The organism is Chryseobacterium sp. SC28 (assembly GCF_003932955.1).
In the GTDB taxonomy this organism is placed as follows: domain Bacteria; phylum Bacteroidota; class Bacteroidia; order Flavobacteriales; family Weeksellaceae; genus Epilithonimonas.
Map to the genome: position 1 here is coordinate 13,369 of NZ_QOVY01000026.1, position 14,467 is coordinate 27,835.

General features: G+C 40.8%; 15 protein-coding genes. 7 read left to right on the top strand and 8 right to left on the bottom strand.

Annotated elements, in window-relative coordinates; genetic code table 11:
* Positions 1-65 precede the first annotated feature (65 nt).
* On the bottom strand, positions 66-860 hold the full coding sequence (locus tag DTW91_RS11665) for a murein L,D-transpeptidase catalytic domain family protein (RefSeq protein ID WP_125203540.1): 795 nt from the start codon (positions 858-860) through the stop codon (positions 66-68).
* A gap of 202 nt (positions 861-1,062) precedes the next feature.
* On the opposite strand from DTW91_RS11665, the gene DTW91_RS11670 reads away from it, so the two are divergent.
* A complete protein-coding gene (locus DTW91_RS11670) occupies positions 1,063-1,824 on the top strand; it encodes an amidohydrolase (protein WP_125203541.1) in 762 nt (253 codons plus the stop codon).
* Between the two features lie 118 nt (positions 1,825-1,942).
* Here the strand turns inward: DTW91_RS11670 and DTW91_RS11675 are convergent, their stop codons facing one another.
* Both DTW91_RS11675 and DTW91_RS11680 read right to left on the bottom strand, forming a co-directional pair.
* Positions 1,943-3,352, bottom strand: a complete 1,410-nt coding sequence (locus tag DTW91_RS11675; RefSeq protein ID WP_125203542.1) for an MBL fold metallo-hydrolase — start codon at positions 3,350-3,352, stop codon at positions 1,943-1,945.
* A gap of 167 nt (positions 3,353-3,519) precedes the next feature.
* Positions 3,520-4,020: a hypothetical protein gene (locus tag DTW91_RS11680; RefSeq protein WP_125203543.1), complete on the bottom strand. Its 501-nt coding sequence runs from the start codon at positions 4,018-4,020 to the stop codon at positions 3,520-3,522.
* 169 nt (positions 4,021-4,189) lie between these two features.
* On the opposite strand from DTW91_RS11680, the gene mutS reads away from it, so the two are divergent.
* On the top strand, positions 4,190-6,745 hold the full coding sequence (gene mutS, locus DTW91_RS11685) for a DNA mismatch repair protein MutS (RefSeq protein ID WP_125203555.1): 2,556 nt from the start codon (positions 4,190-4,192) through the stop codon (positions 6,743-6,745).
* Positions 6,746-6,750: 5 nt separating this feature from the next.
* On the opposite strand, the gene DTW91_RS11690 is transcribed toward mutS, so the two are convergent.
* Entirely contained in the window at positions 6,751-6,945 is a 195-nt protein-coding gene (locus DTW91_RS11690) for a hypothetical protein (protein WP_125203544.1), read from the bottom strand.
* A gap of 99 nt (positions 6,946-7,044) precedes the next feature.
* Between DTW91_RS11690 and DTW91_RS11695 the strand changes: the two genes are divergently transcribed.
* Complete coding sequence (locus DTW91_RS11695; protein WP_125203545.1) at positions 7,045-7,443, top strand: DUF2809 domain-containing protein; 399 nt, start codon at positions 7,045-7,047, stop codon at positions 7,441-7,443.
* On the opposite strand, the gene DTW91_RS11700 is transcribed toward DTW91_RS11695, so the two are convergent.
* Together DTW91_RS11700 and DTW91_RS11705 are read right to left on the bottom strand one after the other, a co-directional pair.
* Positions 7,412-7,744, bottom strand: a complete 333-nt coding sequence (locus tag DTW91_RS11700; protein ID WP_125203546.1) for a bacteriophage spanin2 family protein — start codon at positions 7,742-7,744, stop codon at positions 7,412-7,414. The two genes, DTW91_RS11695 and DTW91_RS11700, sit on opposite strands and share 32 nt — an antisense overlap.
* Positions 7,745-7,791: 47 nt before the next feature.
* The gene (locus DTW91_RS11705; RefSeq protein WP_125203547.1) at positions 7,792-9,003 is read right to left on the bottom strand and encodes an NAD(P)/FAD-dependent oxidoreductase; all 1,212 of its coding nucleotides are present in this window, start codon (positions 9,001-9,003) and stop codon (positions 7,792-7,794) included.
* Between the two features lie 155 nt (positions 9,004-9,158).
* Between DTW91_RS11705 and DTW91_RS11710 the strand changes: the two genes are divergently transcribed.
* Genes DTW91_RS11710 through DTW91_RS11725 form a run of 4 tightly spaced genes read left to right on the top strand, consistent with a single transcriptional unit; the run spans position 9,159 to position 11,934 of the window.
* Positions 9,159-9,662: an acyl-CoA thioesterase gene (locus DTW91_RS11710; protein ID WP_125203548.1), complete on the top strand. Its 504-nt coding sequence runs from the start codon at positions 9,159-9,161 to the stop codon at positions 9,660-9,662.
* 51 nt (positions 9,663-9,713) lie between these two features.
* Complete coding sequence (gene thiL, locus DTW91_RS11715) at positions 9,714-10,769, top strand: thiamine-phosphate kinase (protein ID WP_125203549.1); 1,056 nt, start codon at positions 9,714-9,716, stop codon at positions 10,767-10,769.
* Positions 10,770-10,824: 55 nt separating this feature from the next.
* Complete coding sequence (locus DTW91_RS11720) at positions 10,825-11,631, top strand: M48 family metallopeptidase (RefSeq protein ID WP_125203550.1); 807 nt, start codon at positions 10,825-10,827, stop codon at positions 11,629-11,631.
* 24 nt (positions 11,632-11,655) lie between these two features.
* Positions 11,656-11,934, top strand: a complete 279-nt coding sequence (locus tag DTW91_RS11725; RefSeq protein WP_125203551.1) for a DUF1049 domain-containing protein — start codon at positions 11,656-11,658, stop codon at positions 11,932-11,934.
* A gap of 72 nt (positions 11,935-12,006) precedes the next feature.
* Here DTW91_RS11725 and DTW91_RS11730 read toward each other — a convergent pair whose 3' ends face one another.
* Positions 12,007-13,347: an IS5 family transposase gene (locus DTW91_RS11730; protein WP_125203552.1), complete on the bottom strand. Its 1,341-nt coding sequence runs from the start codon at positions 13,345-13,347 to the stop codon at positions 12,007-12,009.
* Between the two features lie 117 nt (positions 13,348-13,464).
* Positions 13,465-14,247: an AraC family transcriptional regulator gene (locus tag DTW91_RS11735; RefSeq protein ID WP_125203553.1), complete on the bottom strand. Its 783-nt coding sequence runs from the start codon at positions 14,245-14,247 to the stop codon at positions 13,465-13,467.
* Positions 14,248-14,467 lie beyond the last annotated feature (220 nt).

Genomic DNA, 14,467 nt, shown 5'->3' on the forward strand with positions numbered 1-14,467 from the left:
CAAAAAACAAACCCCTTCCGCCATTTTGATCGCTGAAGGGGTTTTTATTCTATCGATTAAAACAACTAATTTGTTGCCATTTTTTGTTCTGCAGAATTCAGAATCTGATCTTGGGCATCTCCGCTTTTCAGCCATTCGGAGCTGGAAAGATAGTTGGGATCGGGATAATAAATAAAGAGGCAAGTCCTATCTTTTATAGTATTGATGATGGGCTGCGCCAGCTCACTCGGAACCGCGGGGCAACCCCAGCTTCGCCCCAGCCTTTTTTCGGTTTTGATGAAATCTTCACTTACATAATTGGCGCCGTGCATCACGATACACCGTTCCAGAGCGGCATCGTTGTAGCCTTTGTCCATCCCAAAAAGCCTCAAAGAATAGCCATTGTCTCCCGTGTAAGTTTGTTCCGTAATGTAAAAGCCGAGGCTCGACTGGTGCGAATCTTCTTGGTTGGAAAAATTCGTTGCAAACTCTTCGCCCGTTCCCTTGCCGTGCGCCACAAGAGAATTGAACAGGATTCTTTTTTCAGCCGTATCAATCACCCAAAGGCGTTTTTTGCAAGAAGAAAGACTGAAATCGCAGACCGTCAACAAATGCGCCGTTGGTTCTAGTTTGCCGGATTTTTTTAAAATTTGAAATCCCAAAAACGCTTTTTCAAAGACTTCAAAGTTCAATTTTTCCTCTTCAAACTGTAGATTTTTATAAACTTCTTCTGCTTCATTGATGGCTGAAAAATTCATTTTCGGACTTAGTTTTATTTCTTTCACCGTCATTTTGATTTGAGAAGGATTCTCAGAACCCGAGGGATAAAATGAAGTTGAAATCAAATAAAACAATCCTAAAAAAAGGGGAAATCTTTTCATGAAATTTCAGTTTATTTTAATTTTTTATAGGGGCAAAATTACAATTATCTTGCTTTCTATCAGTTTCTAAGTATATTTTTAACAATTTATTAGTAAACTTTAACTCATAAGGAGGCTTCCCGTGCGTTTTTCATTAAGATTTCATTATGTTAAAATGCTTTTTTTTCTAAAGATTTGATAACTTGCATTGTAAATTTATACTATGAAAAACCTTAGAATTGCCGGCCTTAACCTCGATATCGTTTGGAAAAACAAAGAACAAAATTTCAAAAAGATCGAGGATGAATTGTCGGATTCAGAAGCGGATATTTTTTTGCTTCCGGAGATGTTTTCCACCGGTTTTTGTATGGAAGCCGATGAAATTGCGGACAGAAATCTCGAAACTTTGACTTGGATGAAATCTTTTGCAGAATCAAAAAATTCAGCAGTTGCAGGAAGTGCATCTGTGGAAGAAGATGGAAATTTTTATAATCGTTTTTATTTCGTTTTTCCGGACGGAAGTTTCGACTATTACGACAAAAGACATCTGTTTTCCTACTCCGGAGAAGATAAAATTTACACTGCCGGAACTGAGCGGAAAATCATTGAATATAAAGGTTTCAGGATTCTTCTGCAGGTTTGTTTCGATTTGCGTTTTCCGGTTTTTTCTAGGAATCAAGATGATTATGATGCGATTCTGTATGTCGCCAACTGGCCAAAATCACGAGTGGATGCGTGGAAATCACTGTTAAAAGCCCGTTCTATAGAAAATCAGGCTTTTCTTTTTGGACTGAATAGAATTGGAATTGACGGTTATAATCTTGAATACGAGGAAAGTTCCTTGGTCTATTTTCCTGACGGAGAAGAGATTTCTGAAAGAAAAAACCATATCATTTCCTCCGAATGGGATTTGGAAAAATTAAAGGAATTCCGAACAAAGTTTCCTTTTTTAGCGGAGCGAGATGGGTTTGAAATAAAATTGTAGTTTTGCAGATTTTCTGGGATTTCGGTTTTTGACCTAATGCATAAAACCGAAAAAGGCCCAATTAATCGGCTTTGTGAAACTTCAACAAATAAAACTTGTGAACTTTGTGTTCAATAATCTACAAAGTTTTCGTCTGGCAAACGAAATTACTCCTCGGAACTTCGTCGAATTTCTTAATGGCAGCAAAACCGCCATCAATCTCCGTAAAATTCCCGTAACCTCTTGATTGCAAAATACTTGCCGCAATCATACTTCTGTATCCTCCCGCACAATGGATGTAAAAATGTTCAGAATTATCGATGGAATTGACCCAATCATTGATATAAGCTAAAGGCTTGCTGAATGCATCGTGGATATGTTCTGCTTCGTATTCCGTTTCTTTTCTAACATCGATAACTTTCACATTTTCAGCGAATTCAGAAGCAAATTGCTCGGCCGAAATTCTTTTGACTTCATCTATTTCTTTCCCAGCATTTTTCCAGCTTTCAAAACCGCCTTCCAAAAAACCGACGACGTTGTCAAATCCTACTCGGCTTAGTCTCGTAATCACTTCTTCTTCAGTTCCAACATCTGAAACCAAGAGAATAGGTTGCTTCACATCCACAATCATCGCTCCAACCCAAGGCGCAAAATCGCCTTTGAGACCGATGTTGATGGCGTTCGGAATAAATCCTTTATGAAAATCTTCGGCGTTCCTTGTATCCAAAATCAAGGCTCCGGATTCTTCAGCGACTCTTTCGAAATCTTCCACCGACAAAGGATTTTTACCTTTTTTCAGGACTTTTTCAAAGCTTTCGTAGCCCCCTCGGTTGAGAGCCACATTCATCCCAAAATATTTTGGAGGCGCCGTCAGCCCGTGCAAAACTTCAGTAATAAAGCTTTCTTTATTAGGTTGCATCAAGGCATAATTGGTCTTTTTTTGATTTCCCAAAGTATCCACCGTTTCTTTCTGCATATTTTTTCCGCAGGCAGATCCGGCGCCGTGTGCCGGATAAATGGTAATCGAATCGTCCAATGGCATAATCTTGTTCTGAAGGCTGTCGTACAACATTCCGGCCAAATCTCGATCTGTAATTTCGCCGGCTTTTTGAGCCAGATCGGGTCTTCCGACGTCGCCTAAAAACAAGGTATCGCCCGTGAAAATGGCGGTCTCTTTTCCGTTTTCGTCTATCAAAAGATAGGTGGAGCTTTCCAAAGTGTGGCCTGGCGTGTGAAGCACTTTGATTTTAATTTTTCCAATATCGAAGATCTGCTCGTCCGCCGCAACGATCGCCCCGAATTCCGGTTGGGCAGTGGGTCCGTAGACAATCGGCGCACCGGTTTTTTTTGACAAATCAAGATGTCCGGAGACAAAATCTGCATGGAAATGCGTCTCAAAAATATATTTTAGTTTTACCTGATCTTTTTCCAATCGATCGAGGTAAGGTTTGGTTTCTCGCAACGGATCGATGATGGCAGCCTCATTTTCGGATACGATGTAATACGCACCCTGCGCAAGACATCCGGTGTAGATTTGCTCGATTTTCATGATTTATCTGTTGAATTATATGAAGAAGCTTAATACAAAAATTTAACTTGATCTTCTCGAATACAAATATGAGATTATTTTAAAAAACTGTAAATTATTTTTGAATGATATTGGTTATGCTGTCGCTTCGGAGATAAAAGCAAGCGTTGCTAACAGACTTTTATTCATTACTGAACCAAGGCCCAGACGCCCACACCGATAGCGATGTAAGCCACGACTGTGATGATGTCTGCCGTTCGTTTTGAAAACCGTCTTTCTGCAATCGTGCTCTGATCGATCTGATTTTTATGAAATTTCAGAATCTTTTTAGGCTTATGGATTACGTGTGCTACCAGCGTATCGCTTGCCCATTGGTCAACCTGTATTTTATAACTTTGGCCTGCGACGTCTATTTTATAAAATTTATTGGGTTGCAGTTTTTCTTCGATGCTCAAAGGTGCTTTATTGATAGTGTTGCCCTCTTTAATTTGATTGTTCACGGCATTAGTGGCGCTAACTTCTGCAACCGCTACCCGAGAATTAACGGTTCTCATTTTAGCAATTTCAGCAGCCTTTTGCTTCGCCTCGCGGTCATCTAAAGGCTCTTCCTGCTGTCCTGTGCCGGGTTTGTAGGTATAGCAATTCAGCAGAGAAAGTGATATAGTAAGGAGGTAAAAATATTTTTTCATTATTCAAATTTAAGAATTAAACGTATTAATTTTAATTTTCTTTTCAAGAATGCTTCTGTTTTATGAAAAGCGGCGCAACAGTGTCCTCGCTGCTTCGAAATTCTCTTTTTAAATTTGTATTTTAGCACTCTTAAAATCAAAAACATTGGCCACGAAAGAAACGCCGTTAATGAAGCAGTACAACACCATCAAGGGGAAATACCCTGATGCGCTGTTGCTTTTCCGGGTGGGCGATTTCTACGAAACCTTTGGCCAGGATGCCATCAAAACTTCGCAGATCCTTGGCATCGTTTTGACCAAAAGAGCCAACGGCGACGGCCACATCGAGTTAGCCGGATTCCCTCACCATTCGGTAGATTCCTACTTGCCAAAACTTGTGCGGGCAGGATTGCGCGTTGCCATCTGCGACCAACTGGAAGACCCGAAAACCGTGAAGGGAATCGTGAAGCGCGGCGTAACAGAACTGGTGACGCCGGGCGTTACTTTCAACGATCAGGTTCTGAGCTCCAAGAAAAATAATTTCTTACTATCGCTACACAAAGAAAAAGAAAAATATGGAATGGCTTTGGTGGACGTTTCCACCGGAGAATTTCTCGTGACCGAGGGCAATTTGGAAAAAGTGCTCCACATCGTACACACCTTCGATCCGAGTGAAATTATCTATCAAAGAAACACCGAACTGCCGTCTCAATTGAAAAATAAAAGTGCTTTCAAATTGGAAGATTGGGCGTTTCGATATTCGTATGCTTATGATAAGCTTACCTCCCATTTCAAAACGCAGTCGCTTAAAGGTTTCGGAATCGGGGATCATCCGCTGGCCGTGACGGCTGCCGGAGCCATCTTCGCCTATTTGGTGGAAGATACGCATCATTCTCTGCTGCAGCATATTACGAAAATCAACCTGATTCCGCAAGACGATTATCTGATGATGGATGGCTTTACGTTGCGGAATTTAGAAATCGTGTATTCCGCTGGGCGGCAGGGCAAATCGCTGCTTGATATTATCGATAAAACCTGCACGCCGATGGGCGGACGATTGCTGAGAAGGCGCATTATCCTACCTTTAAAAAACATTGGAGACATCAATAGAAGGCTCAACCTCATCGAGTTTTTGAACAAAGAAGATTCATTAAAATATGAAATAAAAAATCTGTTGAAAGGCATCTCCGATATCGACCGGCTGATCGGTAAATTGGCCGCAGAAAAAATTTCACCGAAAGAATTAGGTTACCTGCGCCAATCGATTATCAATATTCAGGCAATCAGAGAAAATCTTTTGAAATTTCCGGATGTTTTGGCTTGGCTGGATCCGCTTGTCAACCTTTCCGATTTGATTGGCTTTATAAAAAATCATCTGAATGAGGAACTCCCCGTGAATATCAACAAGGGAAATGTCATCAAAGAAAAAGTCTCGGAAGAACTGGACAGGCTCCGCAATCTGCAGCACAGAGGCCGCGGATTTTTGGATGAAATGTGCCAGCGGGAAATCGAACGGACAGGAATCTCCAGCTTGAAAATTGATTTCAATGGCGTTTTTGGTTATTTCATCGAGGTGCGAAATACACACAAAGACAAAGTTCCGGAAGAATGGATCCGCAAACAAACCTTAGTGAATGCCGAGCGATACATCACCGAAGAACTGAAAGAATATGAAAATCAAATCTTGGGTGCCGAAGAAAAAATCGCTGCGCTGGAATTGCAACTTTACCGAAATGTGTGCGAAAATGTGATGATCTACATCGATCAGTTGCAGGAAAATTCCAAACTGATTGGCGAGTTGGATTGTGCAGTGGGTCTATCAGAACTGGCGGTGGAAGAGGGCTACACCAAACCGATTCTCAATGATTCATTTTCCATCGATATCCGCGAGGGGCGACATCCGATCATCGAAAAATCTTTGCCTTTGGGTGAATCTTACATTCCGAATGATGTTTTTCTGGATCGGGACTCGCAGCAAATCATTATGGTAACCGGCCCCAATATGGCAGGGAAATCTGCCATCCTAAGACAAACGGCCATTATCTGCCTGCTGGCACAAATCGGAAGTTTTGTTCCTGCAAAGCACGCCGAAATCGGCATTTTGGACAAAATCTTCACCCGCGTGGGCGCATCGGACAATCTTTCGGCCGGCGAATCTACGTTTATGGTGGAAATGAACGAGGCGGCGAATATTCTCAATAATATCTCGGACAGAAGCCTGATATTGCTGGACGAAATCGGTCGCGGAACATCCACCTACGACGGGGTTTCCATCGCGTGGGCCATCGCAGAATATCTGCATCAGCACCCGACGCAGCCCAAAACGCTTTTCGCAACGCATTATCACGAACTCAATGAAATGTCTCTCAATTTTGAGCGAATCAAGAATTTTCACGTTTCTATTCAGGAAGGGAAAGACACGATTATTTTTCTGAGAAAACTAATTTCCGGTGGCAGCGAACACAGCTTCGGAATCCACGTTGCCAAACTGGCAGGAATGCCATCAAAAGTGGTAAACCGGGCAAATGAAATCCTGAAAACCTTGGAATCTAACCGATCCAATGAACATTCCGGTGAGAAAATAAAACGCGTGACGGAGGAGAATCTCCAACTTTCTTTTTTCCAGCTGGACGATCCTGTTTTGGAAAATATCCGCGAAGAACTCACAAAAATAGACATCAACACTTTGACGCCTATTGAAGCTCTGATGAAGCTGAACGCCATCAAAAAAATGATTGGAAAATAACCGTTTTATTTCGCCGAATCTTTTTTGACTGCTGTGGTATCCGCTTTTTTAGCATCTGTAGAAAGCAGGGTAGAATCGACGCCTTCGTTTCTCATATGTTCCGCACTGTGGTCGTCTTTTCTTTCTTGGCGTTTGTCTTTATCCGGGATGCAACTTACTGCAAATAAGGATAACGAGCTGATTAATAGCAAATTTTTCATAGCAATATATTTTTATTTGAATTGACTCGGTCAAAAATCAAACCGAAACCGGATATTTGTAATTCTAAAAGCATAATCCTTGCCTTAAAAATAAGTCTTGTGAAAAACATCTTAACTTTCAACTCCAAAAATCTGACGATTGCTGTATTAATTTTCTTTATCGAAGTTTTAATTGCCACCAAACTAAGTGATTTGTTCTTCGTAAGAGCCTATCTTGGGGATGTTTTGGTAGTAATGCTCATCTATTATTTCGTCAAAAGTTTTTTTGATTTCCCGCCTTTGAAATTGATTGTCGGAATCTTGCTATTCGCGTGTTTGCTCGAGTTTATGCAGTATTTTCAGTTTGCCGAATTTTTAGGGTTCAAGGACAATCGGCTTATGATGACCGTTCTTGGAAACTCTTTCAGTTGGCTGGATATTCTGTGTTATTTTGCAGGAAGTTTGATTTTATACTTTCTCACAAAAATCAAATCGGAACAAAAATTACCGCAGCAATAGCCGCCAGCGCAATGATAGCGGAAAGCAAATAATCCGGTTTTTTGATTTCCCTCACTTCGTTCTTTTCGATTTCTACCATCTCGCCCGCTTTATTTTTGCCATATATTTTGGTGGCATCGATTTTTAAAATCTGGATTTTTTGGATTTTGGCGTCTTTGGTTTGAACGCTGTATTTTTCATATAACTTTATAGAGTTGTCCTGCATAGGTTTTGCCGGCGATACTACCCTTGTCTGGCAAGAAGCAGTTATAAAAAACACCGATAAAGCGAGGAGTCGCACTATATTTTTTGAATATTTCATTTGTTTTGGAATGATCAATTTGCTGCCAAAGTTAATAAAAGATTTCATTACATCATATTAAGATGTTGTGATATCAGCCATGCCTCGCTCCAGCAAGCCTGAAAGTTGAAACCGCCCGTGACAGCGTCTATGTTCAGCACTTCACCCGCAATATAAAAATCGGGGAGGATCTTTGATGCCATATTTTTAAAATTAATTTCCCGGAGATCTACGCCGCCAGCCGTTACAAATTCTTCTTTGAAAGTAGATTTCCCCGTCACCTGAAGTTTCTTTTCGCAAAGATTCTTCAGAATGAGACCCATTTCTTTTCCAGAAAGATTGGCCATCTGTTTTTCCGGATTAATATGATTGATCTCCAGAATCTTATTCCAAAACCGATGGGTCACATCAAATATTTTTGACTGCGCGACAGACCTTTTCGGATTGCTGTTTTTGAACGTTATCAATTCTTGCTCAGCTTCCGAAATTGGTTTTGAAATAAAATTAAGCTCGATCTCAAAATTGTATTTCAACATAGCCAAATTTCTCGCTTCCCAAGCCGAAATTTTCAAAACAGCTGGTCCCGAAAGTCCCCAATGTGTGATGAGAAGCGGTCCCGATTCTTCTGTTTTCAGACTTGGGATGCGGATTTCTGCATTTTCAAAACTCGTTCCCGGAAGATCTTTGAGCAACTCATCTTTAATATTAAAGGTAAAAAGAGAAGGAACCGCATCTATAATTTTGTGACCCATATTTTGGAGTAATTTCAAGGATTTTGGAGAACTTCCTGTCGTAAAGATGACGATGTCTGTCGGGAAATGGCCTTGTTTTGTTTTGATGAGATACTTGCCGTCTTCTTTTATGATTTCCGAAACAGAAACTTGCGTTTTGATTCCAAAATTTTTTCTTTGCACCTCGGACACCATCGCATCGATAATGCTTTGCGAAGAATCGCTCATCGGGAAGACGCGGTTGTCTTTTTCTATTTTCAAAGGTACATTTCTAGTTTCGAACCAGTCCATCGTGTCGCCCGGCTGAAACTTTGTGAAAACGCTCAGCAATTCTCGGTTTCCTCGCGGGTAGAAATTTACCAACTCCCTTGCGTCGAAGCAAGCATTCGTTACGTTGCACCGGCCACCGCCGGAGACTTTCACCTTCTGCAGTACATCAAGATTTTGTTCGAAAATCGTGACATTATATTGAGCCTCATCGAGATTGGCTGCCGCAAAAAACCCTGCCGCGCCTCCTCCAATGATGACTACATTTTTCTTTTTTGACATTGATGAAATCTTAACTTAAGCGGATTTTTCTTTTAATACGTTCCGTCTTTTCGTGCCAATTGCCGGAACTTCGTTATACCGTATTCGATGCACAAAATTACATTTTTAGAATTCATCTCAAATGGTTAAATTTGGAGAAACATTAAACACACACTATGTCTGTATATTATCATCAATTTGAAGTGAGGTGGAGCGACATCGATGCCAACCGTCATCTTGGGAACTCGAGTTACGTGGATTATTGCTCGCAAACGAGGATGGCATTTCTCACAAAAAACAAAATCGGGTTGACGCAACTCAACCGCTGGGGTGTGGGTCCCGTGATGTTGCACGAGCGCTTTTCTTTCTTCAAGGAGATCTACGCAGACCAGACCGTTTTTGTAGGATTGGAAGTGGCTGCGATTTCAGAGGACGGATCTATTTATCAATTTGTTCACAAATTTTATTTGCCGGACGGCACGCACTGTGCCACGGCAGAAGCCACCGGGGTTTGGATTGACATAATGCTGAGGAAAATTACCACCCCGCCGGAAGACATTGGTCTGGTAATGAACGAATTCAAAACCAAAGATGCCAAGATCATTACGAGAGACTATCTGAAAACCCTGCCCTTCCGACCGGAGAACGTAGATGCTTCGGTCTTTTCAACTTTAAAATAATGGGAAGTGCGGGTTTGCTATTTCACAGATCATTAACAACTATAGAAAAAAATGCTTGAAGATAAATCACAGGAACTCACGCCGATATCGAAACTTGGAGAATTTGGTTTGATAAAACATTTAACCAAAAACTTTCCGATCGTTCAAAGTTCCACAAAACTTTCCGTGGGCGACGATGCGGCCGTTATCGATGCCGAAGGCAAAAAAGTGGTAGTTTCGACAGATATGTTGGCCGAGGGTATTCATTTCAATTTGGGCTATGTGCCGCTGAAACATTTGGGTTATAAATCGGTGGTTGTGAACCTGAGCGATATCGCTGCGATGAATGCAACACCAACACAAATATTGGTTTCCGTCGCAGTTTCCAATCGTTTTCCGGTAGAGGCCTTGGAAGAAATCTACGAAGGAATTGCCTTAGCTTGCAATCGGTACAAAGTGGACTTGGTGGGCGGAGATACAACGAGTTCCAAATCCGGCTTAGTGATAAGCGTTACGGCAATTGGGTTGGAAAATGAAGAACAAATTGTCAAGAGAAGCGGCGCAAAACCAAATGATCTTTTGGTGGTGACGGGCGATCTTGGCGGCGCGTATTTAGGATTGCAAATCCTGGAAAGAGAACATTCGGTTTTTCTGGCAAATCCCAATATGCAGCCCGAGATGGAGGGTTACGATTATATCCTCGAAAGACAATTGAAACCTGAGGCAAGAACAGATATCAAGGCAAAATTGTCAGATTTAGATATTCGTCCAACGTCGATGATCGATGTGTCGGATGGCTTAGCGTCAGAGATTCTACACTTATCGGATCAGTCAAAAGTGGGTTTTAATCTTTATGAAGAAAAAATTCCAATGGACGACTTGACCATTCAGACCGCCGATGAGCTCAACCTTAATCCGGCAATGGCTGCGCTAAACGGTGGCGAAGATTATGAATTGCTATTCACGATCTCGCCAAATGATTTTGACAAAATTAAAAATCATCCGGACTTTACAGTAATCGGCCACGCAACAGAGAACAACGACGGGAATTTTCTAATTGCCCGGGGCTCCCACCAATTGATTCCGCTGACAGCTCAGGGCTGGGACGCCTTCCTCAAAAGAGGATAATTTTTTTGGAATAATACTTGTAAAATAGAACATACAAATAAATAAATCCTAAACTATGAAAATAAAAAGAATATTCGCATTGATACTTAGCGGACTCGGCATTATAGCTTGCGTTACCAATCCGGTAACAGGACGGTCTTCCATTCAAATTGCAAATAACAACGAAATTATGATGGCCGCTGCTACGGAGTACAAAACCACGCTTTCCACGGCCAAAGTAGTTACCGGAACGGTAGACGCCAACAGGGTGAAAAATGTGGGCGCAAAGATTAAAAATGCGGCCTATGCTTATTATAAATCCATTGGGAGAGAATCGGCATTAGCAAATTACAGTTGGGAATTTAATCTTATTCAAGATCCACAGCAAAATGCTTGGTGTATGCCTGGTGGAAAAGTAGCATTCTATACCGGTATAATGCCGATTTGTAAAGATGATAACGGAGTAGCGGTTGTAATGGGACACGAAGTATCGCACGCCCTCGCCGGACACGGAAACGAAAGAATCTCCCAAGCAATGCTGGCACAATACGGCGGAAGTTTAATCGGTGGATCCATATCCAATACCCAATGGGCGGGCGTCTTCGAGAAAGTATATCCTGTGGGCGCTCAAGTAGGTCTTTTGGCGTACGGCCGAAAACAAGAATCGGAAGCAGACGAGATGGGGCTGCAACTAATGGCCATGGCAGGTTATGACCCTCGAAGTGCCATTGCGTTCTGGCAGAGAATGGAAGCTTCTGCCACGGGTAGCAAAACTCCGGAATTCCTTTCTACGCACCCAAGTCCGCAAAATAGAATAGCCGATTTGAACGCCGATATGCCGAAAGCTTTGGAATATTATAAAGCCGCCGGAGGAAAACTTTAAACAGCAATTTAAAAATACCACACTATGAAAAGTTTAATTGTAATTGGCATCATCTTATTAGGACTTGGTTCATTGCTGTTTTATCTGAACGATATGGCTATAGATCTGAGGGTGGTTTATGGCGCACTTTCAGGCGTTGGGATTGGTCTTATTATCGGGGGATTGGTGGGCTACGTCAGCAAAGGCAACGCTGTGAAAGAGGCACAATTAAGACGAGAGTTCAAACAACTTCAAAAAGAAAAAGAGGAATTGGAACAACAGCGCCTTGAGACCATTCATAAAGAAAACAGCTCATCACTATAAATTTCTAATGAATTGGCCGGGCGTCGTCTTGGTGTATTTCTTGAATATCTTGTTGAAATAAGTAGTTATTCCTTAAAAAGTTAGTTTCTTACTTTGAATATTATATTTGCATAAAAAGATTCGTAGAACAAGTTCAAGCCAAAGAAGAATTTGCTCCTTAATTTGATTAAATCTCATCTTCAGATTGTATCCAATCGCTGCTAATAGGGCGTTATTAATATCTCCAGCCACTCCTTTTAGGAAGTTTAATCCCAAGGAGTGGTTTCTTTTTAAATGCGAGATACACGGTTCTATTGCAGCTCTTGCCCGGAATCTTAATCTTGCCACTTGCTGCCCATATCTTGTTTTTTCTTTTTTTGTGGGAAGCAAAATTGCTGTTCCTTTTACTTCTTTTATTCCTCGAAAACCTCGGTCTGCACTCGCTTTTTTAGGCCTTGTTCCTCCAACTGATTTCCGTACCCGCTCACTTTGTGCCAATGATTCTTCCAAGGTTTTGCTGTCGTGAGGATTACCGGAAAATCTTTTTACTGAACTGATAATACCTGTTTTCCGACCTCTTACGACCGCCACTTTTGTCCCAAATTCATACGCTTTTCCAGATTTTCCTTTCGCAATACAAGCAACTTGTGGTTCGTGAAGACTATAAATTTTATCTTTCGTGTTGCGTTCTTGAGTGAGTGCTTTGAGGTAAATTTTAAAAACTTCCTCGTAGTTTTTCAAGATAGTTGATGGTAATTTTCTTTCCAATTCCCGAAGCACTCTTTTGCCAATGGTTCTGAGCTTTTTTCTCGCCATTCTGGCTTTCTTTTGCCTTCTTGGATGATGCCCAAAATAGGCATCCCGCAATAATTGTTTGCTGACTCTTTTGTAGCTTTGTCTTTGTATAATGCCTTCTTTTTCTGCTATTTTAGCACAATTATCAATCACTTTTTTTGCCAGTTTGGCATCCGTAGGAAAAGTAATATTCTTCTCCTGAACCGTGGTATCAATCTGTACTTCATCTTCCGTTTTGGCTTTGGGATGAAGGGAAACGCTTTGTCCCAAAAGAAATTCCAATCCCTTCTCCCCAATTCTCTTTCTGAAGTGTACAAAATTGCTCGGATCAAAAGGCTGCTCGGTCTGAAAAAAGGTTTCTCCTGTAAAATATTGCCAATATGCGTTCTCAATCCATCGTTCTACAACCGTCTCATCGCTCTCTTTAAACATCTCCTTCAACAGAAGCATTCCTGCTATTTTGCGAATCGCAATAGAGGGTCTTCCACCTTCTGAAAATAATTTCTCAAACTCTACCTCCATTTTATCCCAAGAAATCTCCTGTGCTAATTTTACCAATGGATGCTCCATATTAATAAGCTCGGTAAGTCTGGTCTTAAATAAATTTTGTTGTAAATCGGGTTTTATTTTTCCTAACATTTTGCCACTTTTTATACCCTAAAAATACGATTTTCTGCAATTTTATACAACATTTTTAATCGAAATTTGATAATAAAATATTGAATATCAAATCGTTGTATTTGTTTTAAGGAATGACTAAGTAATATTATTAAACCCCGTAGCGTAGCAACTTTCTGCTATGCTTTTTTCTTGCGACAGTAGGATGCAGGCTTTATCAATCCTATACCGATTCACAAATTCTACGAAAGTAAGCGAAGTCGCTTTTTTAAAAAAGTTACAAAATGCCGGTTTAGTAAGATTGGCGAGGTCTGCTGCCTTCTGGATATCCAATTCTTCTTGATAGCCGTTTTCAACATATGTGAAAACCGCCTCCAGCCTGTTTCTGTTTTTAGAAACGATGGTATATGGCATTATCTCGGTGTTCAGCAATTCAAAGTCTTTTGTTTTTGAAAGCTCAAAGAGGAGATCAAGCAGCATCAGGTATCTGGAATAACCTTCTGCTTGCGTTATTCTTTCCAGTTTCGGAATCAGTTGCTTTTTAATTTCTGAAGAAAAAAGAACGCCATATCGGGATATTTCCAAAAGTTTTTTGATAGATTGGGTGTCCGCCTCTCCATCTGGCAAAGAAAGGATATCTTCCCTAAACTGGATGACCACTTCTTCGTGCGGATCGGTGGCGTTGAGACCAAAACCAGAATGCGGAATATTGGAACCGATAACTGCCAGCGCGCCATCCTCGAAATGGCTTTTATGATAGCCGATGTGCCGTGTTCCTTTGCCTCTCAAAACGCAGACAATTTCGATTTCGGGATGATAATGGTATTGCCAATTGAGCTCCGAGATTGGAATATCTTTGATGTGCAAGACCCGAAAAGAGCTGTTATCATCCGGAGAAATATGTTCAAGAATTACCTTCATTCCAATTAATAGTTATTTTCTGTAAAAATAAACAAAACGGATTAATATTGTTATGTTTTTTATTTATTGCGTTTAAATTTTATTCACCAATAGCTTTTATTTTTGTATTACCTGTTGTGCATTTAGGAATTAAATAAAAAAGAGATTGTTCAATTGGATAGAAATCCGTATATTTAATTGATTATCAAATAATTAAATAAATGAACAATCTTACTCAAAA